Here is a 25,846-nt window from a genome sequence, read left to right as displayed (position 1 = left end):
TGCGCTTTAGAAGGTCCACGCCAATCTCACCCCGGTGGGGATCAGGACACCAGCCTAGGCCGCCTCGCCATGGGGTAGCTCAATGCGGACCTCGCCCAAGGGCGGGGGCGTCTCACCCCGGGAGAGAAGAAAGAGAAGCCAGTCCTCCAGGGCCGCCTGCAGGTTGGCCTCGCACTCCCTCAGGCTCTTCCCCGTGGCCCAGACCCCGGGTAAGTCCGGGACTTCCCCGTAGTAGGGCTCCTCGTCCGCGATGAGCTCGTAGCGGGCCCGGGCCATGGCCTCCGCCAAGTAGCGGGTCAGGGTGCCCATCCCACCCATTCTAGCCCCCGAAGGGCGCCGGGGAAAGCTCCTTGATGACGGCGATCTCCCGGCAGTTCTCGTAGAAGGGGCAGGCGTTGCACTCGCTCCAGACCTTAGGGGGCAGGGCCTCCCGGGTGGTCACCTGGTAGCCCAGGGCCCGGAAGAAGCCCACCTGGAGGGTCCAGGCGAAGACCCGGGGAAGCCCCAAATCCCGCGCCTCCCGCTCCGCCCCCAGCACGAGCCAGCGCCCGAGGCCCTGCCCCTGGCGCTCGGGGTGCACGGCAAGGCCCCGGACCTCGGCCAGGTCCCGCCAGAGGACGTGGAGGGCCACCGTGCCCACGATGTGGCCGTCCTCGTCCTCGAGGACCTGAAAGTCCCGGATGTTCTCGTAGAGATGGCTGTGGCTACGCACCAGCATGAGGCCCTTCTCCGCCCAGTAGCGGATGAGCCAGTAGATGGCGTCCACGTCCTTTAGGCGCGCCTTCCTGAGCTCCACCGCGGCCTCCCGGCGCACCTCGGGGAGGACCACCGGGAAAAGCGGGAGCCCTTTCACCTCAGTCAAGGCCCACCTCCTTCTTGGCCTCCAAAAGCCTTTCCCGCACCGCCAGGGGGGCCGTGCCCCCATAGGAGCGGCGCCTGTGGATGGCGGTCTCCAGGTGAAGGAGGGGGAGGGCGTCCTCGGCGAAGAGGGGATGGTGGGCCTGGAGCTCCTCCAGGGTGAGGTCCTTGAGGGCCCGCCCCTCCTCCAGAAGCCGCCGCACCAGCCTTCCCACCACGTGGTGGGCCTCCCGGAAGGGAAGCCCCTTTTCCGCCAGGTAGTCGGCAAGCTCCGTGGCGAGGGCATAGCCCTCCTCCGCCGCCCGCCACATCCTCTCCCGCCGCCACCTGAGCCCGGGGAGCAGGGCGGCGAGGAGCCTGAGGCTATCCCGGTAGGTGGCGAGGGCATCCAAAAGGGGCTCCTTGTCCTCCTGGAGGTCCTTGTTGTAGGCAAGGGGGAGGCCCTTCACCACCGCGGAAAGCCCCACCAGGGCCCCCAACACCCTCCCCGCCTTGGCCCGGATGAGCTCCAGGACGTCCGGGTTCTTCTTCTGGGGCATGATGGAAGACCCGGTGGCGAAGGCGTCCGGCACCTCCACGAAGCCGAACTCCTCGGTGCTGAAGAGGATGAGCTCCTCGGCGAGGCGGGAGAGGTGGAGCATGCCGATATTCAGGGCGGAAAGAACTTCTAAGGCGAAGTCCCGGGAGGCCACCGCGTCCAGGGAGTTCCGCATGGGGGCCCTAAAGCCTAGCTCCCTTGCGGTGTAGTGCCGGTCTATGGGGAAGCCCGTCCCCGCCAGGGCGGCCGCCCCCAGAGGGCTTTCGTTGAGGCGCTCCCGGGCGTCCTCCAGGCGCCCTGCGTCCCGCCCAAGCATCTCGTAGTAGGCCAAAAACCAGTGGGAGAGGAGCACGGGCTGGGCCCGCTGCAGGTGGGTGTAGCCGGGAAGGACATAAGGGGGGTCCAGATGCCTCTCCGCCTCCCGCACCAGGGCCCGCCTGAGCTCAAGGAGAAGGGCCAAGAGCTCGTCTATAGCCCCCCGTAGGTAAAGCCTCAGGTCCGTGGTCACCTGGTCGTTGCGGCTACGGGCGGTGTGGAGCTTGCCCCCTGGGGGGCCCACAAGCTCCGTGAGGCGGGCCTCGAGGTTCATGTGCACGTCCTCAAGCTCCTCCCGCCAGGGGAAGGTGCCCGCCTCGATCTCCTCCTCTATCCGGTCCAAGCCCTTCAGGATGGCCTCGAGCTCCTCTGCGGTGAGGAGGCCCACGGCGTGGAGCATGCGGGCGTGGACCCGGTTTTGCCAGAGGTCCTCCCGCCAGAGGGCCCGGTCAAAGGGGAGGGAGGCGTTGAAGCGGAGGGCCAGGGCATCCGGCCCCTCCCCGAAGCGCCCGCCCCAGGTCCTATGCGCCATGGCCCTCCCTCTCCAAAAGGGCCCGCACCCTCAGGCGCAGGGCCTGGATCTTGATGAAGCCCTCGGCGTCCTTCTGGTCGTAGCCCCCAAGCTCGTCAAAGGAGACCAGGTCCTTCCGGTAGAGGCTCTTCGGGGCCCTCCTCCCCACCACGTAGACCCCTCCCTTGTAGAGCTTGAGCCGGGCCACCCCCGTGACCGCCCTCGCCACGTGGTCAAAGTAGGCCTGGAGGGCCTCCCGCTCCGGGGCGTACCAGAAGCCGTAGTAGACGAGTTCCGCGTACTTGGGGGAGAGCATGTCCCTTTGGTGGAGGACCTCCCGGTCCAGGGTGAGGCTTTCCACCGCGCGCCGGGCATGATAGAGGATCGTCCCCCCCGGGGTCTCGTAGACCCCCCGGGACTTCATGCCCACGAAGCGGTTTTCCACGATGTCCACCCGGCCCACCCCGTGCCGCCCTCCGATCTCGTTAAGCCTTTGCAGGAGGGCCGCCGGGGAAAGCCTTTCCCCGTTCACCGCCACCGGGTCCCCCTCAAAAAATTCCACCTCCACGTACTCCGGGGCGTCCGGGGCCTCCTCGGGGTCTTGGGTCATGCGGAACATCCCCTTGGGGGGCTCGGCCCAGGGGTCCTCGAGGACCCCCCCCTCGTAGGAAATATGCAGGAGGTTGGCGTCCATGGAGTAGGGCTTCTCCTGGGTCACGGGGACGGGGATGCCGTGGGCCTCGGCGTAGGCCATCATCTCCTTTCGGCCCTGGAAGCGCCACTCCCGCCAGGGGGCGATGACCCGGATGTCCGGCTTCAGGGCGTAGGCGGTGAGCTCAAAGCGCACCTGGTCGTTCCCCTTCCCCGTGGCCCCGTGGGAAACGGCCTCCGCCCCCTCCTCCTCGGCGATCCTCACCAGGTGCTTGGCGATGAGGGGCCTCGCGATGGCGGTCCCAAGGAGGTAGTAGCCCTCGTACACCGCCCCAGCCCGCATCATGGGGAAGACGAAGTCGCGGACGAACTCCTCCTTGAGGTCCAAGGCGATGGCCTTGGAGGCGCCCGTCCTCAGCGCCTTCTCCCGGGCCTCCTCTACCTCTTCTCCCTGGCCGATGTCCGCGGTGAAGGCGATGACCTCGGCGTGGTAGGTCTCCTTGAGCCACTTCAGGATGACGCTGGTGTCCAGTCCGCCGGAGTAGGCCAAGACGATCTTCATGTCCCTCCCAGTCTACCCCCCTCGAGGGGCATGCATAAGTATACATCACGAAAGCCCCGGCTCAAGCCCTGTGCTTGACGGGTTTAGGGTTGAGTGCAATAATGTCCTTGCCTTGAAAGGAGGTCAGGTATGAAAAGACGCTGGCTGACCGCCTTAAGTTTCTTGGCCTGGGGCCTTTGGGCCTGTACCCCCCCTCCCCCTCAGGGCATCCAAGGGCACGTCTTCACTAGCCCTAGCGCCGGGGGGCAGCCGGTCCACGGGGCCAAGGTGGTGGTGAAAGCGGGCAATCAGACCGTTCAGACCAGCACCGGTCTAGACGGGGGCTTCACGCTGCAAATCCCCGGCAACGCACAGACGTTCACCCTCACCGTCATTCCTCCTGCAGGCCAGGGAATGGCGGCCCTCACTTACGAAGCAGTCCCCCTGGCAGCCTACAAGTCTCCCTACGGCGCCGCCTCGGAGATGAACCTCTACCTACCGGCTCCGGCCTCGAGGACCCTCCCCGGCTACCCCACCCGCACGGGGTACGTGGCAGGCACGGTGACCCTAAACGGCAATCCGGTGGCGAGCACCACACCCAGGAACGCTTCCCAGCTCTCTCTCCCCCCTGCACCTTGCGAAGACGGGCTCGTCGTCTTCGGCGGTTTCCGTACCGTGACCACGAACGCGGGCGGCCAGTACCAGATCCCCGTGGCCTCCACCAACAACCTCTACGCCGCCTCAGGAAGCCTCTGGGCGGGGAACTACACGGGAACCGACACGGGGGACTGCAACACCGCCACCGAGTACTACTGGAGCGAGTTCCAGTACATCCCCGAGGTGAGGGTGTACCTGAACGGCTCCACCACCCCTCAAGACGTGGCTCTGGAGGCCTTTGACCCCGGGGCCAACCCGAGCCGGGTTGCCACCCTCCAGGTGGCCCACGACTACTCCGGCCTCTCCGGGTTCAACTTCAACCCCAACGACCCCAATTGGAACGCCTACGGCGTAAGCGTTCCCTCCTTCGCCCACGCCATCCACTCGGGGGAGGTGGAGCTCGGCCAGTACTACTACCTCGGGCAAACCACCAAGGCGGTTCGGGTGTACAAGATCCCCTCTGGAACCACCGCCCAACAAATCTCCTTCCTTCACATGGCCCTGCGGCTGGACCCGGATACCTTTGAGGTAAAGGATTTCTCCCGGGTCTATCAGTGGCGGGACGGCACCAACCTTGGCCAAGGCCTCACCGCCACCTTCCTGGACACCCCCAAGCTCCAGGTGAACGACGGAGCAAGCCTGGGGGCCAACCCCACCCTTTCCTGGAGCCCGGTGAACGGAGCCAAGATCTACGTGGTCTCGGTGTACGATGCCCAAGGCGCCCTTGTTTGGGCTGGCTTCACCCCCAACACCTCCATCACCGTCCCCGTGGCCTTGCAAAGCGGAGCCACCTACTTCTGGGACGTTTACACCGACGACCAGACGGAAATGCTGGAGTACATCGGCATGGACCCCGCCGCCCTTCAGGCCCGGCTGTACCTGGATTTGGAACGCTACCCGCGCCTGCAGCACTTTAGGGCCGCTCCGGTCAGCCGCTACCGGGGCGAGCTGGCCCAGGCCTTCCGGGAAAGCCTGGGCCACCTTCCCGGCCCCCAGGCCGCCTACCAGAACCTCCTGCAAAACGGCTACCGGGAGAGCGTGAGCGAAACCCGCTCCTTCACGGTCCAGTAAGCAAGGAGGAAGCCATGCGCTTCTGGAAGAACCTGATCCCCCTTGTCCTACTGCTTGCCGCTTGCGGCCAAAACCCGCAAACCCAGGTCCCTCCCTCCGGACCTAGGCTCACCGCTATCGGGGGCGAGCCCGCGGTAGCTGGGGAGATTCTGGTCAAGTACAAGCCCGGCCTCCAGCCCCAAAGCCTGGCGCCCTTAGGGGAGAGTTGGGCGATGCAACACCTTTCCGACCCCGTTTGGGGCAGCCTGGTGCGGGTGAAGGTCCCCGAGGGGCAAGAAGAGGCCTACATCCAGGCGTACGGCGCGCGTCCCGAGGTGGAGTACGCCGAGCCCAACTACTGGGTGGCCAACCCCGCCCGGGAGGTCCTCACCGCCCTAAGCCTTCCTCAAACGCCCCAGGCTTTAAGGCCCCAGGCCTATTCGGACAGCGTCACCGACCCCTACTTCACCAGCGTCCCACCTGGAGATCCTTTGGCGACCACGGGGGCGGACGGCACCTCCTACACCAACGTCCCCTACCTCTGGGGTATCCACCGCATCCGGGCCCCTGAGGTCTGGGACCAGGGCTACCGGGGCCAAGGCGTGGTGGTGGCCGTGGTGGACGAGGGAGTAGACCTCGCCCATCCCGACCTCCAGGCCAACCTCTGGACCAACCCTAACCCAAACAGCGCCGCCTGCCCCGGTCTCCACGGCTACGACTTCGTGGACGACGACACCGACCCCTCCGACTCCGGCGGCCACGGCACCCACGTGGCGGGCACCATCGCCGCCGCGGCCAACGGCCAAGGAGTGGTGGGCGTCGCCCCCGAGGCCAGGATCATGGTCCTGCGGGGCTTAGGCTACTTCGGCGGCACCAACTACATGCTGGTGCGGGCCCTGAAGTATGCCGCCGACTGCGGGGCCAAGGTGGTGAACAACTCCTGGGGTTCCGGGGCCCGGAGCAAGGCCTTCCTGGACGTCCTCCAGTACGGAACGAGCAAGGGGGTGGTCTACGTTTTCTCCGCCGGGAACTCCTACCGCTCCGGCAACCTGCCCTCCTATCCTGTGAGCTACAGCACCCTCCTCCCTGGGGTGATCGGCGTGGGGGCCAGCAGCAACGATAACCGCCGGGCGGGCTTCTCCAACGCCGGGCCCTACGTCACCGTGGTGGCCCCCGGGGCGGCGATCCTCTCCACGGTGCCCGTGGCCCAAAACCCCGGCGATCCCTACGCCTTCCTGCAGGGCACCTCCATGGCCGCACCCCATGTAACCGGTGTGGTGGCCCTCCTGCTTTCCGCCCAACCCAGCGCCACCCCGGAGGCCATCCGGCAGGCCCTGGAACAAGGGGCCAACGCCAAGCTTACTGCCCAGGCCGCCAAGCCGGACTACGCCGCCGGGGGGCAGTACGGCTACGGCCTCGTGGACGCCAAGGCCAGCCTGGACATCCTCTTGGGTCAATAGCATCTGGGGTCAATAGCATCTGGTTTATTTAGGCCCCCGGCCCCACCCGGGGGCCCGTTCAATCCGGGAGGTATTCCATGAGAATCAAAGTCGGCCTTTTCTTGCTCTTCTTAGGCCTCGCCCTAGCCCAAGCCCCCATTCCTCGGCCGAAGCCCCCGGAAGAACCGAAGCCCATCTGGCTTTTGCGAGTAGGAGTCACCAAGGGCAACGTGCCCCTAGCCAACGTTTTGGTCCAACTCCAGGAGATCTCCCCCAACCGCTTGCCCCTCCGGCAGAGTCTACCGAGGCTCACCGGGGCCGACGGTGCGGTGGAGCTACCCCTCGAGGCCAGCCCAGAGCGTTACCTCCTTTTGCTCTACAGCCGGGAGGAAAACCTCAGGCTTCAGGCACCCCTAAGCGTCCTCCTGGGCACCTGGAGCCTCGGACCTTACCGCCTCAGCCTGGCGCTAAAGGCTCCTACAGGTGAATCGGCCGCTCCCACGCCGCCAGCGCCGCCTCCTTGAGGATCTCGGGGAGGGAGGGGTGGGCGTGGGGGGCGCGGCCTAAGTCCTCGGCGCTGGCCTTGAAGAAGATGGCCAGGGCGGCCTCTGCCAGGATGTCCCCCACCCGGGCCCCGATGCCGTGAACCCCCAGGATGCGGTCGGTCTTGGCGTGGGCCAGGACCTTGACGAAGCCCTCGGTCTCCCCCATGGCCCGGGCGCGGCCGCTGGCGGAGTAGGGGAACTTCCCTACCTTGTAGGGGATACCCTTTTCCTTGAGTTCCTCCTCGGTATAGCCTACCCCGGCCACCTCGGGGTGGGTGTAGACCACGCTGGGGATGGCCTGGTAGTCCACGTGGCCGAAGCCCCGCGCCATGTGCTCCACGGCGGCGATTCCCTCCTCGCTCGCCTTGTGGGCGAGCATGGGCCCCCGCACCACGTCCCCGATGGCGTAGATGTGGGGGACGCGGGTCCTCAGGTGCTCGTCCACGGGGATGCGGCCCTTCTCGTCCGTGGCAAGCCCGGCGTTCTCCAAGGCAAGGCCTTCAGTGTAGGGCCTCCGGCCCACGGCCACGAGGACCCGGTCCGCCTCCAGGACCTCGCCCCCCTCAAGCTCCACCCGGGCCCCCTCGGCCTCGGGCACCACGGCGGTGACCCGCACCCCGGTGCGGATCGTGAGGCCCTGCTTCTTGAAGACCCTCTCCGCCGCCCGGGAGACCTCGAGGTCCATGGTGGGGAGGATCCGGTCCAGGTACTCCAGGACGAGGACCTCCGCCCCCAGGCGGTGCCAGACCACCCCGAGCTCCAGCCCGATCACCCCGCCCCCCACCACGATGAGCCTCTTTGGCACCTCGGGGAAGGCGAGGGCCTCGGTGGAGGTCACCACCCTTTCGTAGTCCACCTGGGCCCAAGGGGGGATGAGGGGGGCGCTTCCCGTGGCGATAAGGATGAAGCGGGCTTCTAGCTCCTCCCCCGTCTCCTCCACCAAGACCTTGCGCTCAGAGAGGAAGCGGGCCGTGCCCTGATGGCGGGCGATGCCGTTTTTCTTGAAGAGGAACTCGATCCCCTGGGTGTTGGCCTGGACCACCTTGTCCTTGTGGGCCATGAGGGCGGGAAGGTCCAGGCTAAAGCCCTTCACCTTGGCCCCCAGAAGGCCCTTCTTGGCCTCGTAGATGCGCTCGCTGGTCTCCAGGAGGGCCTTGGAGGGGATGCACCCCACCCTGAGGCAGGTCCCCCCGAGGGCCTTTTCCTTCTCCACCACCCCCACCTTCATCCCGAGCTGGGCCGCCCGGATGGCGGCCACGTACCCCCCGGGACCGGCGCCGATGACCAGAAGGTCGTACACGCTACACCTCCAGAAGCAGGCGGGCCGGGTTTTCAATGAGCTCCTTCACCCGGCGGAGGAAGGTCACCGCCTCCCGCCCGTCCACGATGCGGTGGTCGTAGGAGAGGGCGAGGTACATCATGGGGCGGATGACCACCTGGCCGTCCCGGGCCACGGGCCTTTCCTGGATGGCGTGCATGCCAAGGATGCCCACCTGGGGCGGGTTGAGGAGGGGGGTGGAGTTCAGGGAACCGTAGATCCCCCCGTTGGTGATGGTGAAGGTGCCCCCCATGAGCTCCTCGGGCTTGAGCTTCTTGGTGCGGGCCCGCTCGGCGAAGTCCGCGATCTGGCGCTCGATTTCGGCGAAGGAGAGGCGGTCGGCGTCCCGGATCACGGGCACCACCAGGCCCTCGCCCCCGCCCACGGCGATGCCGATGTCGTAGTAGCGGTGGTAGACGATGGCGTTGTCCCGGATCTCGGCGTTGAGCTCGGGGATCTCCTTGAGGGCCTGGACCACGGCCTTGACGAAGAAGCTCATGAAGCCCAGCTTCACCCCGTGCTTCTTCTGGAAGGCCTCGCCGAGTTCCTTCCTCAGGGCGATCACCGCCGCCATGTCCGCCTCGTTGAAGGTGGTGAGCATGGCCGTGGTCTGCCGGGCCAGGAGGAGACGCTCGGCGATCCGGCGGCGCAAGGGGGTCATGGGGACCACCTCATCCACCCGCCAGGGCTTGTCGGCGGGGGCCTGGGCGGGCGGGAGCGGCGCGGGCCGGGAAGGGGGGGGTGCGGCCTCTACGGGCTTTGGGCTTGGGGCCGGGTGGGTCTCCAGGTGGCGCTCCACGTCCTCCTTGAGGATGCGGCCACCGAGCCCCGTGCCCGCCACCGCCTCCGGGGAGACCCCCTTCTCCCGCATGAGCCGCTCCGCGGCGGGCATGGCCAAAGGCTCCGGGGCTTCCGCGGGCGCTTGGGCCTGGGGCCTGGCCTCCACCGCCCCCTCCTCCAGGAGGGCGATGGCCTCCCCCACCCGGGCCGTCTCCCCCGTGTTCTTCAGGATCTTCTTCAGGGTCCCCGCAAAGGGGGCGGGGAGCTCCAGGGTGGCCTTGTCGGTGATGAGCTCCACCAGGGGCTCATCGGCCTGGAAGGCTTCCCCTTCCCGCTTTAGCCAGGTACCCACTTCCACTTCCACGATGGACTCGCCCACGGAGGGCACTTTCAGCTCTTGCACGGCTACCTCCCTCACTTGAAGGCCTCTTCCAACAGCCTTTCCTGCTCCAGCTTGTGCACCTTGGAGGAGCCCACGGCGGGGCTTGGGGACTCGGGCCGGGCCACCACGGAGAAGGGGTGGCCGTAGATCTCCCCGCAGAAGCGGGCGGAGAGGTACCACCAGGCCCCTTGGTTCACGGGTTCCTCCTGCACGTAGACCACGGGGGTTCTCTTGGGATAGAAGCCCAGCGCCTCCTTCAGGTCCTCCTCGGGGAAGGGGTAGAGGAGTTCCAGCCTCAGGAGGGCCACGTCCTCCGCCTGAAGCTCCCGGCGCTTCTGCAGGAGGTCGTAGTAGACCTTGCCCGAGGTGAGGAGCACCTTCCTCGCCCCCTTGACCCTCTCCGGGATCACCTTCTGGAAGCGGCCTTGGGCGAGCTCCTCCAGGGTGGAGACCACCTCGGGGTGGCGCAGGAGGCTCTTGGGGGTCATGACGATGAGGGGTTTGCGGATGGGCCGCTTCACCTGGCGGCGCAGGAGGTGGAAGAGCTGGGCGGGGGTGGTGGGGTAGGCCACCTGGAGGTTGTCCTGGGCTCCAAGCTGGAGGAAGCGCTCCAGCCTGGCCGAGGAGTGCTCGGGGCCTTGCCCCTCGAGGCCGTGGGGCAGGAGGAGGACGAGGCCCGAGAGGCGGTTCCACTTGGCCTCGGCGCTGGCCAGGAACTGGTCTATGTAGACCTGGGCCACGTTGACGAAGTCCCCGAACTGGGCCTCCCAGAGGACGAGCCCCTCGGGGTAGTCCAGGCTGTAGCCGTACTCAAAGCCCAAGACCCCGGCCTCGGAAAGCGGCGAGTTGTAGATCTCCACCTCCGCCTGCCCCTCGGTAAGGTGCTGGAGGGGGATGTAGGGCCTGCCCGTCCGGTAATCGTAAAGGGCCGCGTGGCGCTGGGTGAAGGTGCCCCGGAGGGCGTCTTGGCCCGTGAGGCGCACCCTATGCCCCTCGGCGGCCAAGGAGCCGAAGGCCAGGGCCTCGGCCGCCGCCCAGTCCAGGGGGCGCTTCTCCTCCGCCATCTCCAGGCGGGCCTCGAGGAAGCGCTTGAGCTTGGGGTGCACCTGGAAGCCCTCTGGGACCGAGCCAAGCCGCACCAGGAGGTTCTTCAAGGCCTCCTTGGGCACGCGGGTGTCCGCCTCGGGCACCCGGTGGTCCGGGCCACCCACGTACCCCCGCCAGATGCCGGAAAGCCCGTGGGGCACCACGGGGCCAGGCTCGGCCTTCACCTGGGCGAAGGCGCTCTCCAGCCGCTCCAGGTAGGCCTCCTGCATGGCCTTAAGCTCCTCGTCCGCCACCTCCCCCTCGGCCAGGAGCCTTTCCCCGTAGACCCGCCAGGGCTCGGGCTTCTTGGCGATGAGGGCGTACATGTCCGGCTGGGTGAAGGTGGGCTCGTCCGTCTCGTTGTGCCCCCGGCGGCGGTAGCCCACCAGGTCTATCACCACATCCTTGCCGAAGCGCTGCCGGTATTCCAGGGCCAGGCGCAGAACGAAGAAAAGCTCGTCCACCGCCTCGGCGTTCACGTGGAAGATGGGGGCCCCCACCATCTTGGCCACATCCGTGGGGTAGCGGCAGGAGGTGTACTCCGAAGGGAGGGTGGTGAAGCCCAGCTGGTTGTTGGCCACCACGTGGAGGGTGCCCCCCACCCGGTAGCCGGGGAGCCCTGAGAGGTTCAGGGTCTCCTGGACGATCCCCTCCCCCACGAAGGCCGAGTCCCCGTGGACCAGGATGGCCAGGCCCCGCCGCCTCTCCCGGTCCCCGAAGCGGTCCTGCTTGGCCCTTAGCCTCCCCAGGGTCACGGGGTTCACGAACTCCAGGTGGCTCGGGTTGAAGTTGAGGGAGACGTGCACCTTTCCGTGGGGCGTCTCCAGGTCGTTGGAGAAGCCCAGGTGGTACTTCACATCCCCGGCATAGCCCTCGGGGAAGATCTCCTCAAACTCCCGGAAGATGCGGTCAAAGGGCTTGCCCACCACGTTGGCCAGGACGTTGAGCCGCCCCCGGTGGGCCATGCCGAGGACCACCTCCCGCACCCCGTGGCGGGCCGCCTCCACCACCGCCTCCTGGAGAAGGGGGATGAGGCTTTCCAGGCCCTCCACGCTGAAGGTCTTGGCCCCCAGGTACTTCCTCTGCAAGAAGGCCTCGAAGAGGCTGGCCTGCATGAGGCGCTCCAGGAGGCGGCGGCGCACCTCCTTTGGGGGCTTCTCCCAGGGGGCCTCTATGCGGGCGCGGAGCCACTCCCGCTCCTCGGGCGCCACATGGGCCAGCTCAAAGCCCACGGGGCCCAGGTAGGTGGCCTCGAGGCGCTCCAGGAGAGCCCCTAAGGTGGGGGCGCCGAAGAGGGGGGGAAGGGGCCTCCCCAGGTCCTTGGGGGAGAGGCCGTGGGCCTCGAGGGAAAGCGCCTCGGGCCTCGGCCTTTCCCGGCCCAAGGGGTCAATCCGGGCCGCCAGGTGCCCGAGCTCCCGGTAGGCCTGGCGCAAGGCCTCCACCTTGAGGAGGAAGGCCAGGTCCAAAGCCTCTGCGGGAGCCACGGGCGGGGTTTCTCGTCGGCCGTCCTCTAAGGCCAGGGCGGAGAAGTAGCGGCGCCACTCCTCCGGCAGGGCAAACGGGTCCTCCAGGTAGGCCCGGTAGAGGGCCTCCAGGTAGCCTTGGCTTTCCAGCGTGAGCTCCATGCCTCGCCTCCCAAAGGGGGCGGTATACCCCCTTCATCTACGCTACACCAAAAGGCGGTGTAGGGGCCCCGGCCCTTTACAATGGGGCCATGGTCCTGAAGGAGAAGAGGGAAGGCGTCCTGCTCCTCACCCTGAACCGGCCGGAAAGGCTCAACGCCCTCACGGGTAGCCTCCTGGAGGAACTGCACGAGGCCTTGCGGCAGGGCAACGAGGATCCCGAGGTCCGGGCCCTCCTCCTCACCGGGGCCGGGCGGGCCTTCTCTGCGGGGCAGGACCTCATGGAGTTCGGCGAGGCCAAGCCCGACTACGAGGCCCACCTGCGCCGCTACAACCGGGTGGTGGAGGCCTTGAGCCGCCTGGAGAAACCCCTGGTGGTGGCGGTGAACGGCCCCGCCGCCGGGGCGGGGATGAGCCTCGCCCTCTTTGGGGACCTGCGCCTCGCCGCCGTGGGGGCGAGCTTCACCCCGGCCTTCATAAAGATCGGCCTCGTCCCCGATTCGGGGATGAGCTTCCTCCTGCCCCGGCTCTTGGGCCTGGCCAAGGCCCAAGAGCTTCTCCTCCTCTCCCCCAAACTCTCCGCGGAGGAGGCCTTGGCCCTGGGCCTGGTGCACCGGGTGGTCCCGGCGGAAACCCTCCTGGAGGAGGCCCTCTCCCTGGCCCGGGAGCTCGCCCAAGGTCCCACCCGGGCCTACGCCCTCACCCGGAAGCTCCTCCTGGAGACCTACCGGCTCTCCCTTTCCGAGGCCTTGGCCCTCGAGGCCGTCCTCCAGGGGGAGGCGGGCCGCACCCTGGACCACGAGGAAGGGGTAAGGGCCTTCCGGGAAAAGCGGCCCCCCAGGTTCCAGGGGCGATGATCCGCTACCTGAAGGGCACGGTCCTGAAGAAGGAGGAGGGGGGCTTCCTCCTCCTGGTGGGCGGGGTGGGGTTTTACCTGCAGGCCCCCTCGCCCTTTCTGCAGAGCCTCCGGGAGGGCCAGGAGGCCGAGGTGCACACCCACCTCCAGCTCCGCGAGGATGGCCCCGCCCTCTACGGCTTCCCCGACGAGCCAAGCCTCACCCTCTTCCAGCTTCTCCTCTCCGTGAGCGGGGTGGGGCCCAAGGCGGCCTTGGCCCTCCTCTCCGCCCTCACCCCCAAGCTCCTGGCCCGGGCCCTGGCGGAGGGGGACCTGAGGCTCCTCACCTCCGCCAGCGGGGTGGGGAGAAGGCTTGCCGAGCGCATCGCCCTGGAACTCAAGGGCAAGGTGCCCCTGGAGCTCGTGGGCGGGGAAAAAGTGAGGAGCGAGGCGGCGGAGGAAGCCGTCCTGGCCCTGGCGGCCCTGGGCTTCAAGGAAGGCCAGGCCCGGGCGGTGGTCCTGGACCTCCTGGCCAAGACCCCCGAGGCCAAGGCCCAGGACCTCATCAAGGAGGCCCTGAAGCGGCTCCGCTGAGGGCCTTGGCTAGCCAGAGGCGCGCCCTGAGGCCCGAGGGAGGGTGGGGCAGAAGCTCCAGACGCCCCCCGTGGGCCTCCGCCACCTTCTTGGCCACGGAGAGGCCCAGGCCCTCCCCAGGCCTGGGGGAGGCGCGGAAGAAGGGGCGGCCCGCTTCCCTAAGGGCCTCCTCGGGCATCCCCGGGCCCTCGTCCTTCACCTCCAGGAGGACTTCCCCGCCCTCCACGGCAAGCCTTACCTCCACCCCTTTCCCCTCCCCGTGGAGGAGGGCGTTTTGCAGGAGGTTCCTGAGGGCCTGGGCGAGGAGGAGGGGGTCCCCCTCGTAGGGCAGGCGCTCCGGCCCCCGGTAGGGCACGCCGAGGGCCTCGGCCTCCTCCCGCGCCAGGGCGGCCAGGTCCAGGGCCACGCGCTCCACCCGCCCTTCCCGGGCCAGGACGAAAAGGGCCTCCACCAGGCGCTTCATCCGCAAAAGCTCCTCCTCCAGCGCTCCTAAGACCTCCTCCCGGGGGAGGTACCCCGCTTTGGCCGCCTCCAGCTGGGCCAAGGCGGCGGCCACCGGGGTCCTGAGCTCGTGGGCCGCGTCCCGGGTGAAGCGGCGCTCCCGCTCCAGGAAGGCCTCGAGGCGTTCCAGCATGTGGTTGAAGGCCTCGGCCAAGGCCGCAAGCTCCCCACCGCCCTCAGGGGCCACCCGCTGGGAAAGGTCCCGGGACTCGGCCACCCGCCGGGCCACCTCCGTGAGGCGGCGCAGGGGCCTCAGGGCCTCCCCCGCGAGCCGGGAGGCGAGGAGGAGGGAGAAAAGGGTGAGGGCCCCGCCCACCCCCCAAAGGGCCAGGCGGAAACGGGAAAGCGCCAGGACCACCCCCTGGTCGTAGCGGGCCACGGTGAGGGTGCCCCCGGGCACGGCCAGGACCAGGACCCGCCAGCCCTCCCACCAGTAGGCCCCCGGGGGGCGCTCAGGGAAGCCCGGAAAGTTCGGGCTTTGCGCCCGCTCCCCTTCCCGCACCAGGCGGAAGGCAAACTCTCCCCTGGGGCTTGACCGCCCCTCGGCGAGGGCCCGCACGTAAAAGAAAAGGGAACGGTCCAGGTCGGCCTCCACCAGGCGCTTGAGGGCAAAGTAGCTCAAGGCCCCCTGGAAGAGGAGGGCAAGCCCCAGGGAGAGAGCGAAGAAGAGGGCCAGACGGGCCCTAAGGCTCATGGCCAAGCCGGTACCCCCCGGGCACGGTGCGCACCACCCTGGGGTGGAGCTTCTGCCTGAGGTAGTGCACGTAGACCTTCACCGCCCCCACCTTCTCCCCATCCCCGAAGACCCGCTCCGCCAGCTCCTCGGGGGAGAAGACCCGGCCGGGGTGGAGGAGGAGGACCTCGAGGAGGGCGAACTCCTTCACGGAGAGATCCACCCGCCGCCCCTCCCAAAAGACCCCCCGCCCCGCCAGGTCCACCTCCAGGGGCCCAAGCCGCACCCGGCTCTCCTTGACCTCCGCCACCCGGCGCAGAAGGGCCCGAACCCGAGCCAAAAGCTCCTCCAGGTGGAAGGGCTTGACCAAGTAGTCGTCCCCGCCCAGGTCCAGGCCCTGGACGCGGTCCTCCAGGGCATCCCGGGCGGTGAGGAAGAGGATGGGCCCCTTGTAGCCCATGGCCCGCACCTCCTCGGCGAAGCGGAAGCCCCCGTCCCCGTCCTCGGGCAGACGGACGTCCAGAACCATAAGGTCGGGCTCGAGCTCCAGGAAGGCCTCCCTGGCCTCCCCCAAGGCCTTGGCCCAGCGCACCCCGTAGCCTTGGGCCAGCAAGGCTCCCTCCACCGCCCGGCCCAGGCGGGGCTCGTCCTCGAGGAGAAGCACCTGCACCCCTTCAGTATCCCCCCTTCCGGTTAGGGCGGGGTTATCCCAGGCCCCCAAGGCGCTACGCCCTAACAACCGCCTAACCGGCCTTCCCTACCCTTAGTCCCATGGGCCGGTACGGGGCCAGGTGGGAGGGGGTGCTGGGAAGCTACCTGGAGGTGCAGCTCGTGGCCCCCCCTTGGCGGGCCCGTAGGGCCTTTTTCGCGGCGTTGCAGGAGGTGAGGCGTTTGGAAGGCCTCTTCAGCCGCCACCGGGAAAGCGAACTCACCCGCCTGGTGCGCCAGGGGGGCGGAAGGCCGAGCCCGGAGATGCGGGAGGTGCTTCTCACCGCCCAAAAGCTCCAAGAGGCCACGGGCGGGGCCTTCCACCCCGCTCCCCGCCACGGCGGAGAGGCCCTGCGCTTCCTGGGAACGGAGGTGGAGATCCTGGCCCCCTTGGACCTGGACGGCCTGGCCAAGGGCTACATGGCCGACCGGGCGGCGGAGGCGGCCCTAAGGGCCGGGGCCAAGGCCGCCCTGGTGAACCTGGGCGGGGACCTGGCCCGCCGGGGTCCGGGGCAGGCGGAGGTGGCGGTGGAGCCCCCTTTGGGCCCCGACAACGCCCCGCCCGCCCTGGTGTTCCTCCTGGGGGAGGGCGGGGTGGCCACCAGCGGAGTACGCCACCAGGGATCCCACCTCCTGGACCCCCGCACGGGGAAACCCGCCCCCGGCCTCCAGGCCACGGTCTTGGCCCCTTCCGCCTGCCTGGCGGACGGCCTGGCCAAGGCCCTCTTCGTCCTGGGGAAGGCCGCCTGGCCCACCCTTTTAGCCTTCGCGGCCAGGGGGGTCCTCTTCACCCCGGAAGGCCCCGTACTCGGCCCAGAGGGAGGGAAGGATGCTGAAGCGGTATTACAGCCGGAGAAGCTTCCTTAGGGTGGTCTCGGGCGCCCTGGCCCTAGGCCTGGCCCGGGCCCAGGGGAAGCCCTGGCCCCAGGGGATGGAGCTTGCGGTCTCCTTCGCCTACCAAGGCGGCGGGTTCCGCTACCGCGCCCCCTACGTGGCGGTGTTCGTGGAGGAGGAGGGAAACCTGGTGCGAACCCTGGCCCTTTTCCTCATGCCCGGGAAGGGGGAGCGCTGGTGGAACGAGCTTCGGCGCTACTTTGGCCTATCGGACCCGGAGAGGATGCGCACCTTCTCCGGCCCCACCCGTCCCCCGGGCCGCTACACCGTGGCCTGGGACGGGAGGGACGAAAGGGGAAGGACCGTGGCCCAGGGCACCTATTACGTGTGCGTGGAGTACGCCCGGGAGCACGGACCCTACGAGCTCTTCCGGGAAAAGGTGGAGCTTTCCGAAAAGCCTTTCCAAAAGGTTTACGCCCTGAAGGGGGAGCTCCAGGAGGTGGCCCTTGACTACCGCCGGAAAGCCTAGGCCAGGGGTGAGCCCCTGGCGGAGCCGGCTTTACACCCTAAGCCGCACCCTCCACCTCTACCTTTCCCTCCTGGCCTTCCTCACCCTCCTCTTCTTCGCCCTCACCGGCCTTACCCTGAACCACCCGGAGTGGTTCGGGGAGGGAAGCCCGAGGAAGGTCTCCGGAACCCTGCCCGGGGCGCCTTACCTGGAGGGGCAGGCCGTGGACTGGCTGAGGCTCGCCGAGGACCTCAGGGCCTTGGGCCTGCGGGGCCGGGTGGCCGACCGGGGCGAGGCGGGGCAGGAAGTCTGGGTCTCCTTCCGGGCCCCCGGGTACGCCGCGGACGCCCAGGTGGACCCCGGGACGGGGGCCTACCGCGTGGTGGTGACGGCGCACGGTCTGGTGGCCGCACTAAACGACCTGCACAAGGGCCGGGACACGCCGGGAGGCTGGAGGGTCTTCCTAGACCTCTCCGCCCTCTTCCTGGCCCTGGTGAGCCTCACCGGGCTCCTTCTCGGCCTCTTCCTGCGCAAAACCCGGCGGGCAGCCCTCCTTAGCCTTCTTTTGGGCTTCCTGCTCTTCGGGGGGATGGCCCTATGGGCAAGCCTTTAGGGACGCCTACGAACCCCGGGCAGGGACCCAGCAAAGACCCTTAACGCCCTTTCCGGAAACCCCCACCCGGACCCCCATCCCGGCCCAGGCCAGCCTGGGGTGGCATAAAGCGCCTAGAGCTCGTCCAGGGCTTCCCTGGGGGCGCGCCTCGTCCCCAGGTGGCCCCCTTCCCGCAGGACCAAGGGGAAAAGGGCCTCCCAGGGGCCTTCCAAGGCCTGGAGCCCTTCGCCCCGGAAGGCCTTAAGCCCCTCCGGCACGGGGCCTTCCAGGCCGTAAGGGAAGAGGGCCAGGGGACCCGCCCCCGGCTCCCCCGGCCCCCGGTCCAGGTAGAGGGCCACGGGCTCCAAGTAGCCCAGGAAGCGGGTGCGGTGCATCTCCCGGCGCAGGGCCTGCAGGGCCTTGAGGTCCTCGGCCCCTTGCCAGAGGAGGAGGTCGGCCTCCGCGGAAAGGCCCACCAGGCTGTAGACCGCCAAGAAGCCCTCCCTGGCCTGCCAGCGGGCGAGGAGGAGGGCAAACTCCTCCTTCAGGTGCTCCTGGACCTCGGCCTCGAGGCGGCGGAACTCCGGCAGGAGGCGGAAGAGGCTGAAGGCCCAAAGCCTCATACCGCCCCCAGGAAGCGGGCCAGGGTCTCCTCCGTGAGGTGCTTGCCCACGTAGAAGGGCCCGAACTCGCCAAACCGGGCGGAGACCTCGTCAAAGCGCATCTCGTAGACAATCTTCTTGAACTGGATGGGGTCCTCGCTGAAGAGGTCCACCCCCCACTCCCAGTCGTCCAGGCCCTGGGCCCCGCTGATCACCTGCAGGACCTTCCCCTGGTACTTCCGGCCCGTCTCCCCGTGGGCCTTCATGAGGCTGGCCCGCTCCTTGGCAGGGAGCATGTACCAGTTGTCCTGCCCTTGACGCCGCTTGTTCATGGGGTAGAAGCACACGTACCCCCCCTTGGGCACCCTGGGGGTGAGGCGGGGCTTCACGTAGGGGGCCTCGGGGTCCAGGGGGCCCGTCTGGCTTCCCAGCTCCACCACCGAGTAGAAGCCGTAGGCCGGGCGCAGAAAGCGGGCGAGGAGGCTCTTGTTCAGGGCCTCCTCCGCCTCCAAAAGGGCGTCCAGGTTCTCCCTCAGGTTGAGGAAGAGGAGGTCCGCCTTCTGGGTGACCACCTGGTAGACCCCGTAAGACCCCCGCCCCTCGGCCTCCACCCGGGCCCAGGCGGCGAGGATCCCCTTAAGCTCCTCCCAAGCCTCCCGCCGGACCTCCTTGGGGGCGGAAAGCCACCCGGGGAAGTCCAGGCGGCGAAAATCGTGGAGGATGTGCCAGCCCTCGAGGGTAAAGGTGGGTTCGGGGACGTGCCCTTCCATGGCCCCAATATACCCTCCGGTATACTGCCCCCATGGTGGTCTTGAAGGCCCTTTTGGTCCTGCTCCTGGCCTGGATCCTGGGGCGCTACGGGGCCAAGGCCCTGAACCTGGTGGGCCGCCTCACCCCCACGGCGAAGGACGACCGCTTCTTCCGGCTTTTGGGCTACCTGTGGTGGGGAGGCGTCCTGGTGGGGGCCCTCAGCTACCTGGCCCACCTCCTCGCCCTTCCCTACGAGCCCCTGGCCTCCTGGGGGCGCTCCTTGGCGGGCTGGCTTGGGGAGCGGGGCCTCGCTGCCTTGGCGGTCCTGGCCCTCACGTTCCTGGGCTACCGCCTCATCCCCCTCCTCCTCGCCCGCCTCCCCGAGGCAGAGGAGGAACTCAGCCGCGAGGCCATCCGTAGGCGGACCCTGCGGGTGGTCTCGGAGTCGGCCCTAAAGGGCACCCTCTTGGTCCTGGGGGGGCTACTCCTCCTCTCCAACCTGGGCCTCAACGTCACCGCCCTCCTGGCCGGGGCCGGGGTGGCGGGGCTCGCCTTGAGCTTCGCCGCCCAGAACCTCATCCGGGACTTCATCAACGGCTTCTTCATCCTCCTGGAGGACCAGTACGGGGTGGGGGACATCGTCCAGATCAACGGGGTGGGGGGCGTGGTGGAGAAGTTCAACCTGCGCCTCACCGTGCTAAGGGACCTGGAGGGAAGGGTCCACTTCATCCCCAACTCGGAGGTGCGCCAGGTCACCGTCCTCACCCAGGAGTGGAGCCGGGCGGTGGTGGACGTGGGGGTGGCCTACAAGGAGGACCTGGACCGGGTGCTGGCCGTCTTCCAGGACGAGGTGGCGCGCTTTTCCCAGGACCCCGGGTGGCAGGACCGCTTCACCGCCCCCCCCGAGGTCCTGGGGGTTCAGGACCTGGCCAACTCCGCCGTGGTCATCCGCGTCCTTTTCAACACCAAGCCCGCCCAGCAGTGGGCCGTGGCCCGGGAGTTCCGGAGGCGCATTAAAAACCGCCTGGACCGGGAGGGGATAGAGATCCCCTTCCCCCACCAGAAGCTTTACTTCGGGGAGGCCTTGCGGCTGGAAAAGGGGGTGTAGGCTAAGGGGGATGCCGGAGGTCTACGGGGAGATCCTGGAGGTGCTCCAGCCCCACCTGGGGCCGCGGGCGGAGGTGGTGCTGGAAGAGGGGTTGAAACGCCTGGGGAAGCGGCCTTCCGAGCTCACCCCAGAGGACGGCGCCTACCTCCTCAAGGGCCTGGTCTTCCGGGAGCTCCAAGCCCGCCTCTCCCCCCAGGAGGCCCGAAAGGTGGTGGAAGGGGCCCTAGGGCGGATAACCGCCCGAAGCGCGACCCTGGAAGCCCTGGAGGGAGGCCTTAAGCGCTTCGGCCTCTACGTGGACTGGCCGGAGGTGGGCCGCCTCAGGGCCTTGGTGAACCGCCTGCGCCAGGAGCCCGACCCCGCCCTCTTGGCCGAGGGCAAGGAGCTCCTCGCGGCCCTGGAGGAGAAGCTGGAAGAGGCCCTCCTGCGCCAGGCCAAGGACCTGGCCCACCTGGAGGAGGCCCTGGAAAGGGTGCGCCACCTGGGAGGGCCCAAGGTGAGGCGGCTGGAAAGCCTCCTGGAGACCATCCGCCGCGCCCACGCCGAGGGGCTCTTCGCCCAGGCGGAGGTGGAGCGGGCGCGGGGCCTGGCCCTGGAGCTCAGGAAGTTCCTGGAGTCCAGCGCCGTGCGGGCCCCCACCCTGCCGGAGATCGTCTTTGAAACCCAGGAAAAGCCTCCCGAAACCCCCAAGCACCCCACCGACGTCCTCCTCACCGTGGAGGAGGCCTCCGAGCTGGAGGGGGAGCTGGTGGTGGACCTGGAGGCCCTCTCCGAGGAGGCCTCGAGGCGCATCCAGGCCCTGGAGGTGGAGGAGGAGCGGCGCAGGCTGGAAGAACTCCTGGCCCGCCACGCGGCCCTCCTGGAGCGGGCCACGGTGAGCCCCTTGCTGGCCGAGGTCCAGGCCCTCCTGGAGGCGGGCACCCCGGTGGGGGAGAAGCTAAAGCTCCTGGAAGAGGCCTTCCAGGAGGCGGAGCGGAACCTTAGGGCGGAGAAGCGGGCCCGCCTCATCCAACTCCAAGAGGCCCTGCGAACCCTCCCCCTCCCCGAGGAGGCCAAGGCGCCCCTGGAAAGGGCCCTGCGCCTGGCGGAGGAAACCCTGGAGGAAGGGGGCCACCCCGACCTCCTCCCCCTGGAAGAAGAGCTCCGGCGGCTGGAGGAGGAGGCCAGGCGCAAGGCCGAGGAGGAAAAGCGCCTCCTGGAGGAAAAGGAGGCCCTGCTCCGGGAGCTATTGGCCAAGGGGGAGGCCTTCCGGCCCCTCTGGGAGGAGCTCCGGGCCTTGCCCCCGGAGGCCCTGCCCCAGGGCCTGGCCCGGGTGCGCGCCCGCTACGCGGAGCTCCTTCGCGCCCAAGGGGAGGAGGCCGCCCTCAAGGCCAAGCTGGCGGAGGCCGCCCAGGCCCTCCAGGGCCTCAAGCCCGAGGCCGAGGCCCTGGGCCTGGAGAGTGCGGTGGCGGAGGCCGAGGCCCTCCTCCGCCAGGGGCGCCTGCCCGACCTGGAGGCCCTGCGCCTCCGCCTGGCCGAGGCCAAGGCCCAGGCCCGCCAGGAGGCCCTTCAGGAGCTCTCCCGCCTCCAGGCCCTGGCCGAGCGCTTCCGGGGCTTCGGCGGGGAGGGGGTCTTGCGGGCCATTGAGGAGGAGAAGCGCAAACCCCTCCCCGACCCCGCCCCCGTGGCCCGGGCCCTCCAGGCCTTGAGGCGGCGCCTCGAGGCCAAGCGGGAGGAGCTCACCACCCGCCTCACCGCCTTCTTCCAGGCGGAGGCCCGCCTCAGGGGCTTCCAAAGCGATACAAAGCGCCGCCTCAAACCCCTCCTCTCCGTGCTCCAAAGCGCCCAGGAAAAGCTCCCCCGCCTGGGCCCCCAGGGGCTCGCCCAGGTGGAGAAGACCCTGGGCCAGGCGGAAGGCCTCCTGCGGGAACTGGAAAGGGAGCAGGAGGCGGCCAGGACCGTGCTCCAGGAAATCCGGGGGGCGGACCTGGAGGCCCTCCTGGGGGTCTTTGACCAGCGGGAAGGCCAGGCCCAGGAGGACGCCCTCGCCCCCTTGCGCCTCCCCGGGGTGGAGGCCTTGGGCTACCTGGAAGACCCCCTCCCCTTCCCCAAGGGGCCCCTCCTGGAGCTGAAGCGGGCCCTGGACCGCCTGGACGAGGGTCTGGGGCAGTCCCGGGGGCCCGCGGTGGTCCTCCTGGGGGAGAAGGCCCTGGTCCTGGCAAAGCGAAGGGGCCGCACCCTGGTGGCCCTTCTGGACAAGACCAGCCTCTCCGCCTTTCTCCTGGAGCTCGCCTCCTAAGTACCCCGCAGCCCCAACCCGGGCGGCCCGCCTCGCGAAACCAGGGCTGGGGGCTTAGGGTGCTAAACTAAAGAATAGTGGTAACCGCCTCCGCCCTTTGGGAAAAGCTTGCATCGCTTCTATCCTACCTCTCCCCGGAGGAGCGGGAGAAGGTGAGGGAAGCCTACCTCTTCGCCGAGGAGGCCCACCGGGGCCAGCTAAGGCGAAGCGGGGAGCCCTACATCACCCACCCGGTGGCCGTGGCGGAGATCCTGGCCGGCCTGCACATGGACGCGGACACCGTGGCCGCCGGCCTCCTCCACGACACCCTGGAGGACTGCGGGGTGGGAGGGGCGGAGCTGGAAAGGCGGTTCGGCCCCGCCGTGCGCCGGATCGTGGAGGGGGAGACCAAGGTGAGCAAGCTGTACAAGCTTGCCAACCTCGAGGGGGAGGAGCGGCGGGCCGAAGACCTCCGCCAGATGTTCATCGCCATGGCGGAGGACGTGCGCATCATCATCGTCAAGCTGGCGGACCGCCTGCACAACCTGCGCACCCTGGAGCACATGCCCCCCGAGAAGCAGAAGCGGATCGCCCAGGAGACCCTGGAGATCTACGCCCCCCTGGCCCACCGCCTGGGGATGGGCCAGCTCAAGTGGGAGCTGGAGGACCTCTCCTTCCGCTACCTCCACCCCGAGGCCTACCAGGCCCTCCTCTCCCGCATCCGGGAGACCCAGGAGGCCCGGGAAAGGGTGGTCCAGAAGGCCATGGCCGCCTTGGAGGAGGCCCTGAGGAAGGACGAGCTCCTCCAGGCCCAGCTCCAGGGCCTGGAGGTCACGGGCCGGCCCAAGCACCTCTACTCCATCTGGAAGAAGATGGAGCGGGAGGGGAAGGCCCTGGAGCAGATCTACGACCTCCTGGCGGTCCGGGTCATCCTGGACCCCAAGCCAAGCCCCACGGAGGAGGCCAAGGCCCTCCGGGAAAAGCAGGTCTGCTACCACGTCCTGGGCCTGGTGCACGCCCTGTGGCAGCCCATCCCCGGAAGGGTCAAGGACTACATCGCCGTGCCCAAGCCCAACGGCTACCAAAGCCTCCACACCACGGTCATCGCCCTGGAGGGGCTCCCCTTGGAGGTGCAGATCCGCACCCGGGAGATGCACCGCGTGGCCGAGTACGGCATCGCCGCCCACTGGCTCTACAAGGAGGGGCTCACCGACCCCGAGGAGGTGAAGCGCCGGGTCTCCTGGCTCCGGAACATCCAGGAGTGGCAGCAGGAGTTCTCTAGCTCCCGGGAGTTCGTGGAGGCGGTGACCCGGGACCTCCTGGGAGGAAGGGTCTTCGTCTTCACCCCCAAGGGGCGCATCATCAACCTGCCCAAGGGGGCCACCCCCGTGGACTTCGCCTACCACATCCACACCGAGGTGGGCCACCACATGGTGGGGGCCAAGGTGAACGGGCGCATCGTCCCCCTCTCCTACGAGCTGCAAAACGGGGAGATCGTGGAGATCCTAACCAGCAAAAACGCCCACCCCTCCAAGGGCTGGCTGGAGTTCGCCCGGACCCGGAGCGCCAAGAGCAAGATCCGCCAGTACTTCCGCGCCCAGGAGCGGCAGGAAACCCTGGAAAAGGGCCAGAACCTCCTGGAGCGTTACCTGAAGCGGCGCGGCCTCCCCAAGCCCACGGACAGCCAGCTGGAGGAGGCGGCCAAGCGCCTCTCCCTCACCCCCTCCCCGGAGGAGCTCTACCTGGCCCTGGCCCTGAACCGGCTCACCCCCAGGCAGGTGGCGGAGAAGCTCTACCCCAAGGCCCTCCTCAAGCCGGAAAAGCCCAAGCCCGCCCCCAGAAACGAGTGGGGCATCCGCCTGGAGCAGGACCTGCAGGCCCCCATCCGCCTGGCCTCCTGCTGCGAGCCCATGAAGGGGGACGGCATCCTGGGCTTCGTGACCCGGGGCCGGGGGGTCACCATCCACCGGGCGGACTGCCCCAACCTGCGCCGCATCCTGCAGGGGCCGGAGGCGGACCGGGTCATCGGGGCCTACTGGGAGGGGGTGGGGGGGAAGGTGGCCACCCTCGAGGTCCTGGCCCAAGACCGCGCCGGGCTTCTCCGGGACGTGATGCAGGTGGTGGCCGAGGCGGGGAAGAGCGCCCTGGGCTCGGAAACCCGCATCCTGGGCCCCCTGGCCCGCATCCGCCTGCGCCTTTCCGTGCAAGACGGGGAGCGGGAAGGCCTTATCCAGGCCCTGAAGGGGGTGAAGAGCGTGCAGGAGGTGCGCTGGGTCTAGAGGGGGTGAACCCAGACCTCCCGTTCCCTGGGCCCGTCAAACTCCGCCAGAAAAACCTGCTGCCAACGGCCCAGCAAAAGCCTCCCTCCCCGGGCGAGGAGGAGGAGGTGGACCCCGGTGAGGAGGCTCTTCAGGTGGGCGTGGGAGTTGCCCTCGGCGTGGAGGTCCTTGGGGTGGTGGCGGGGGGCCAGCTCGTCCAGGCGGGCCAGGAGGTCGTGGGCCACGTGGGGGTCCGCCCCTTCCTGCACGGTGAGGCCGCAGGTGGTGTGGGGCACGAAGAGGTAGACGAGCCCCGTGTGCCCCTCCAGAACCGCCTCCACCCGCTTGGTGATGTTGACCAGCCCCTCGGGAGGCGTTTGAACCGAAAGGCGCTTCATGCCCCTGAGAATAGCCTAAACGCCAAGGCCTTGATTTCGCCACACGCCAGCTTCGGTCCGTCTCCGTGGGCATGGCCTTTTTGGGGCCCCCACCGAGGCTTCGGCCGCGGTGGGGTATTCAGCCCAGGCGGGAGGTGCGCAGGTGGAAGCTCTTCTCCACCGGGAAGCTCTGGTCCAGGTCGCCGAACTCGGCCTCGGCCAGGGCCCAAAGCCGGGGCATGACCCGCTGGTGGACCTCCTCCGGCACGGCCTGGGTGAAGGAATAAAGCCTCTCCTGCAGGGCCTCGAGGGCCTCCCTTACGGAACGCTCCTCCCGCCAGGCCACCACCTGCCGCGCCTTGGGCCGCAGGCCGAGGCGCCGCAAGGCCTCCTCCACCTCGGCGAGCCGCCGCTGGTGGAGGCCCCGCTCCACCCGGACCCCCTCGGCCTCCACCAGGGCCCGCCACGCTTCCTGCAAGCGCCACTCCACCTCGGCCTCCATCCGGTCCCAGCCCTCCAGGAGCACGCCGCCCGGCTTCAAGACCCTTAAGGCCTCCGCCAGGGCCTTGGGCCAGTCGGGGAGGAGGTGCCAGAGGTGGACCGCGATCACCGCGTCCACGCTCTCCCCCGGAAGGGGGATGGCCCGGGCATCCGCCAAGAGCAGGCGCACCTTGCGCATGACCCCTGCCGCCTTCTGCCGGAAGACCTCCAGCATGGCCGGGTTCACGTCCAAGGCAATGTAGCGGTAGCCGCGGGCGATGAGGGGCAAGGCGATGCGTCCCGTACCCACCCCGAGCTCCAGGAGGACGGGCTCCTCTCCCTTCCCCTGGAGGGCGCCCCCCATGGCGGTGGCGATGCGGCCCGCCACCTCCGGCGGGTAAGCCCGGAGGCGGTCGTAAGCGTAGGCCACCCGGGTAAAGGCGCTGGACATGTCCCCTTCTATTGTACGGGGTATA

24 protein-coding genes are annotated in these 25,846 nt (G+C 68.8%); 11 read left to right on the top strand and 13 right to left on the bottom strand.

The features are described 5' to 3' along the window. Positions 1–54: 54 nt before the first annotated feature. The 4 genes from ACYQ0J_RS12185 to ACYQ0J_RS12170 are packed head-to-tail and all read right to left on the bottom strand — an operon-like array spanning position 55 to position 3,435. Complete coding sequence (locus tag ACYQ0J_RS12185) at positions 55–318, bottom strand: type II toxin-antitoxin system HicB family antitoxin (protein ID WP_460172378.1); 264 nt, start codon at positions 316–318, stop codon at positions 55–57. A 1-nt stretch (position 319) separates the two neighbouring features. Then, on the bottom strand, positions 320–853 hold the full coding sequence (locus tag ACYQ0J_RS12180; RefSeq protein WP_460172436.1) for an N-acetyltransferase: 534 nt from the start codon (positions 851–853) through the stop codon (positions 320–322). A gap of 1 nt (position 854) precedes the next feature. After that, entirely contained in the window at positions 855–2,243 is a 1,389-nt protein-coding gene (argH, locus tag ACYQ0J_RS12175; protein ID WP_460172377.1) for an argininosuccinate lyase, read from the bottom strand. Next, on the bottom strand, positions 2,233–3,435 hold the full coding sequence (locus ACYQ0J_RS12170) for an argininosuccinate synthase (RefSeq protein ID WP_460172376.1): 1,203 nt from the start codon (positions 3,433–3,435) through the stop codon (positions 2,233–2,235). The genes argH and ACYQ0J_RS12170 overlap by 11 nt, the downstream gene beginning before the upstream one ends. A 129-nt stretch (positions 3,436–3,564) precedes the next feature. On the opposite strand from ACYQ0J_RS12170, the gene ACYQ0J_RS12165 reads away from it, so the two are divergent. The 3 genes from ACYQ0J_RS12165 to ACYQ0J_RS12155 all read left to right on the top strand — a co-directional run bounded on the left by ACYQ0J_RS12165 (position 3,565) and on the right by ACYQ0J_RS12155 (position 7,084). Continuing rightward, on the top strand, positions 3,565–5,142 hold the full coding sequence (locus ACYQ0J_RS12165; protein WP_460172375.1) for a hypothetical protein: 1,578 nt from the start codon (positions 3,565–3,567) through the stop codon (positions 5,140–5,142). 14 nt (positions 5,143–5,156) lie between these two features. Next, positions 5,157–6,581 carry a S8 family serine peptidase gene (locus tag ACYQ0J_RS12160; RefSeq protein WP_460172374.1) on the top strand — a complete coding sequence of 475 codons (1,425 nt, stop codon included), beginning with the start codon at positions 5,157–5,159 and terminating at the stop codon, positions 6,579–6,581. Positions 6,582–6,658: 77 nt separating this feature from the next. Next, a complete protein-coding gene (locus ACYQ0J_RS12155; RefSeq protein WP_460172373.1) occupies positions 6,659–7,084 on the top strand; it encodes a hypothetical protein in 426 nt (141 codons plus the stop codon). Here ACYQ0J_RS12155 and lpdA read toward each other — a convergent pair. The 3 genes from lpdA to ACYQ0J_RS12140 are packed head-to-tail and all read right to left on the bottom strand — an operon-like array spanning position 7,038 to position 12,296. Beyond that, positions 7,038–8,405: a dihydrolipoyl dehydrogenase gene (gene lpdA, locus ACYQ0J_RS12150; protein WP_460172372.1), complete on the bottom strand. Its 1,368-nt coding sequence runs from the start codon at positions 8,403–8,405 to the stop codon at positions 7,038–7,040. The two genes, ACYQ0J_RS12155 and lpdA, sit on opposite strands and share 47 nt — an antisense overlap. A 1-nt stretch (position 8,406) precedes the next feature. After that, positions 8,407–9,606 (bottom strand): 2-oxoglutarate dehydrogenase complex dihydrolipoyllysine-residue succinyltransferase, encoded by a 1,200-nt coding sequence (gene odhB, locus ACYQ0J_RS12145; RefSeq protein ID WP_460172435.1) that lies wholly within the window; start codon positions 9,604–9,606, stop codon positions 8,407–8,409. A gap of 11 nt (positions 9,607–9,617) precedes the next feature. Then, positions 9,618–12,296, bottom strand: coding sequence for a 2-oxoglutarate dehydrogenase E1 component (locus ACYQ0J_RS12140; RefSeq protein ID WP_460172371.1), 2,679 nt, complete (start codon positions 12,294–12,296; stop codon positions 9,618–9,620). Positions 12,297–12,385: 89 nt separating this feature from the next. On the opposite strand from ACYQ0J_RS12140, the gene ACYQ0J_RS12135 reads away from it, so the two are divergent. Both ACYQ0J_RS12135 and ruvA read left to right on the top strand, forming a co-directional pair. Then, on the top strand, positions 12,386–13,150 hold the full coding sequence (locus ACYQ0J_RS12135; protein ID WP_460172370.1) for an enoyl-CoA hydratase/isomerase family protein: 765 nt from the start codon (positions 12,386–12,388) through the stop codon (positions 13,148–13,150). Further along, entirely contained in the window at positions 13,147–13,722 is a 576-nt protein-coding gene (gene ruvA, locus ACYQ0J_RS12130; protein WP_460172369.1) for a Holliday junction branch migration protein RuvA, read from the top strand. Before ACYQ0J_RS12135 ends, ruvA begins: the two co-directional genes overlap by 4 nt. Here ruvA and ACYQ0J_RS12125 read toward each other — a convergent pair. Next, on the bottom strand, positions 13,694–14,917 hold the full coding sequence (locus ACYQ0J_RS12125) for a sensor histidine kinase (protein WP_460172368.1): 1,224 nt from the start codon (positions 14,915–14,917) through the stop codon (positions 13,694–13,696). The two genes, ruvA and ACYQ0J_RS12125, sit on opposite strands and share 29 nt — an antisense overlap. Further along, positions 14,907–15,566 carry a response regulator transcription factor gene (locus ACYQ0J_RS12120; protein WP_460172367.1) on the bottom strand — a complete coding sequence of 220 codons (660 nt, stop codon included), beginning with the start codon at positions 15,564–15,566 and terminating at the stop codon, positions 14,907–14,909. The genes ACYQ0J_RS12125 and ACYQ0J_RS12120 overlap by 11 nt, the downstream gene beginning before the upstream one ends. Before the next feature lie 101 nt (positions 15,567–15,667). Here ACYQ0J_RS12120 and ACYQ0J_RS12115 point away from each other — a divergent pair, with 101 nt between their 5' ends. The 3 genes from ACYQ0J_RS12115 to ACYQ0J_RS12105 are packed head-to-tail and all read left to right on the top strand — an operon-like array spanning position 15,668 to position 17,559. After that, entirely contained in the window at positions 15,668–16,471 is an 804-nt protein-coding gene (locus ACYQ0J_RS12115; protein WP_460172366.1) for an FAD:protein FMN transferase, read from the top strand. Continuing rightward, positions 16,434–16,967 (top strand): DUF2271 domain-containing protein, encoded by a 534-nt coding sequence (locus ACYQ0J_RS12110; RefSeq protein ID WP_460172365.1) that lies wholly within the window; start codon positions 16,434–16,436, stop codon positions 16,965–16,967. The genes ACYQ0J_RS12115 and ACYQ0J_RS12110 overlap by 38 nt, the downstream gene beginning before the upstream one ends. After that, a complete protein-coding gene (locus ACYQ0J_RS12105) occupies positions 16,945–17,559 on the top strand; it encodes a PepSY-associated TM helix domain-containing protein (protein ID WP_460172364.1) in 615 nt (204 codons plus the stop codon). The genes ACYQ0J_RS12110 and ACYQ0J_RS12105 overlap by 23 nt, the downstream gene beginning before the upstream one ends. 113 nt (positions 17,560–17,672) lie before the next feature. On the opposite strand, the gene ACYQ0J_RS12100 is transcribed toward ACYQ0J_RS12105, so the two are convergent. Both ACYQ0J_RS12100 and hemQ read right to left on the bottom strand, forming a co-directional pair. Next, entirely contained in the window at positions 17,673–18,161 is a 489-nt protein-coding gene (locus ACYQ0J_RS12100; protein ID WP_460172363.1) for a chlorite dismutase family protein, read from the bottom strand. Beyond that, positions 18,158–18,910 carry a hydrogen peroxide-dependent heme synthase gene (gene hemQ / locus ACYQ0J_RS12095; RefSeq protein WP_460172362.1) on the bottom strand — a complete coding sequence of 251 codons (753 nt, stop codon included), beginning with the start codon at positions 18,908–18,910 and terminating at the stop codon, positions 18,158–18,160. The genes ACYQ0J_RS12100 and hemQ overlap by 4 nt, the downstream gene beginning before the upstream one ends. A 32-nt stretch (positions 18,911–18,942) precedes the next feature. Here hemQ and ACYQ0J_RS12090 point away from each other — a divergent pair, with 32 nt between their 5' ends. From ACYQ0J_RS12090 to ACYQ0J_RS12080, 3 genes are all read left to right on the top strand, one after another. Then, entirely contained in the window at positions 18,943–19,998 is a 1,056-nt protein-coding gene (locus ACYQ0J_RS12090; RefSeq protein WP_460172361.1) for a mechanosensitive ion channel family protein, read from the top strand. A gap of 10 nt (positions 19,999–20,008) precedes the next feature. Then, positions 20,009–22,276, top strand: a complete 2,268-nt coding sequence (locus ACYQ0J_RS12085; protein WP_460172360.1) for a hypothetical protein — start codon at positions 20,009–20,011, stop codon at positions 22,274–22,276. Positions 22,277–22,353: 77 nt separating this feature from the next. Continuing rightward, complete coding sequence (locus tag ACYQ0J_RS12080) at positions 22,354–24,534, top strand: RelA/SpoT family protein (RefSeq protein ID WP_460172359.1); 2,181 nt, start codon at positions 22,354–22,356, stop codon at positions 24,532–24,534. Here ACYQ0J_RS12080 and ACYQ0J_RS12075 read toward each other — a convergent pair. Both ACYQ0J_RS12075 and ACYQ0J_RS12070 read right to left on the bottom strand, forming a co-directional pair. Further along, the gene (locus ACYQ0J_RS12075; protein ID WP_460172358.1) at positions 24,531–24,911 is read right to left on the bottom strand and encodes a secondary thiamine-phosphate synthase enzyme YjbQ; all 381 of its coding nucleotides are present in this window, start codon (positions 24,909–24,911) and stop codon (positions 24,531–24,533) included. The genes ACYQ0J_RS12080 and ACYQ0J_RS12075 overlap by 4 nt on opposite strands. A 118-nt stretch (positions 24,912–25,029) precedes the next feature. Then, positions 25,030–25,821, bottom strand: coding sequence for a class I SAM-dependent methyltransferase (locus tag ACYQ0J_RS12070; protein WP_460172357.1), 792 nt, complete (start codon positions 25,819–25,821; stop codon positions 25,030–25,032). Positions 25,822–25,846 lie beyond the last annotated feature (25 nt).

The sequence above is a fragment of the Thermus sp. FJN-A genome, from assembly GCF_054655095.1.
Note: the sequence above shows the minus strand (reverse complement) of the source record. Positions and strands in the feature narration are given on the sequence as shown.

What these genes read in the sequence shown, in the direction of transcription:
- ACYQ0J_RS12185 (WP_460172378.1), bottom strand. Translation starts at nt 318, where the DNA reads ATGGGTGGGATGGGCACCCTGACCCGCTACTTGGCGGAGGCCATGGCC.
- argH (WP_460172377.1), bottom strand. Translation starts at nt 2,243, where the DNA reads ATGGCGCATAGGACCTGGGGCGGGCGCTTCGGGGAGGGGCCGGATGCC.
- ACYQ0J_RS12170 (WP_460172376.1), bottom strand. Translation starts at nt 3,435, where the DNA reads ATGAAGATCGTCTTGGCCTACTCCGGCGGACTGGACACCAGCGTCATC.
- ACYQ0J_RS12165 (WP_460172375.1), top strand. Translation starts at nt 3,565, where the DNA reads ATGAAAAGACGCTGGCTGACCGCCTTAAGTTTCTTGGCCTGGGGCCTT.
- ACYQ0J_RS12160 (WP_460172374.1), top strand. Translation starts at nt 5,157, where the DNA reads ATGCGCTTCTGGAAGAACCTGATCCCCCTTGTCCTACTGCTTGCCGCT.
- ACYQ0J_RS12155 (WP_460172373.1), top strand. Translation starts at nt 6,659, where the DNA reads ATGAGAATCAAAGTCGGCCTTTTCTTGCTCTTCTTAGGCCTCGCCCTA.
- ACYQ0J_RS12140 (WP_460172371.1), bottom strand. Translation starts at nt 12,296, where the DNA reads ATGGAGCTCACGCTGGAAAGCCAAGGCTACCTGGAGGCCCTCTACCGG.
- ACYQ0J_RS12135 (WP_460172370.1), top strand. Translation starts at nt 12,386, where the DNA reads ATGGTCCTGAAGGAGAAGAGGGAAGGCGTCCTGCTCCTCACCCTGAAC.
- ruvA (WP_460172369.1), top strand. Translation starts at nt 13,147, where the DNA reads ATGATCCGCTACCTGAAGGGCACGGTCCTGAAGAAGGAGGAGGGGGGC.
- ACYQ0J_RS12125 (WP_460172368.1), bottom strand. Translation starts at nt 14,917, where the DNA reads ATGAGCCTTAGGGCCCGTCTGGCCCTCTTCTTCGCTCTCTCCCTGGGG.
- ACYQ0J_RS12115 (WP_460172366.1), top strand. Translation starts at nt 15,668, where the DNA reads ATGGGCCGGTACGGGGCCAGGTGGGAGGGGGTGCTGGGAAGCTACCTG.
- ACYQ0J_RS12110 (WP_460172365.1), top strand. Translation starts at nt 16,434, where the DNA reads ATGCTGAAGCGGTATTACAGCCGGAGAAGCTTCCTTAGGGTGGTCTCG.
- ACYQ0J_RS12100 (WP_460172363.1), bottom strand. Translation starts at nt 18,161, where the DNA reads ATGAGGCTTTGGGCCTTCAGCCTCTTCCGCCTCCTGCCGGAGTTCCGC.
- hemQ (WP_460172362.1), bottom strand. Translation starts at nt 18,910, where the DNA reads ATGGAAGGGCACGTCCCCGAACCCACCTTTACCCTCGAGGGCTGGCAC.
- ACYQ0J_RS12090 (WP_460172361.1), top strand. Translation starts at nt 18,943, where the DNA reads ATGGTGGTCTTGAAGGCCCTTTTGGTCCTGCTCCTGGCCTGGATCCTG.
- ACYQ0J_RS12085 (WP_460172360.1), top strand. Translation starts at nt 20,009, where the DNA reads ATGCCGGAGGTCTACGGGGAGATCCTGGAGGTGCTCCAGCCCCACCTG.
- ACYQ0J_RS12075 (WP_460172358.1), bottom strand. Translation starts at nt 24,911, where the DNA reads ATGAAGCGCCTTTCGGTTCAAACGCCTCCCGAGGGGCTGGTCAACATC.
- ACYQ0J_RS12070 (WP_460172357.1), bottom strand. Translation starts at nt 25,821, where the DNA reads ATGTCCAGCGCCTTTACCCGGGTGGCCTACGCTTACGACCGCCTCCGG.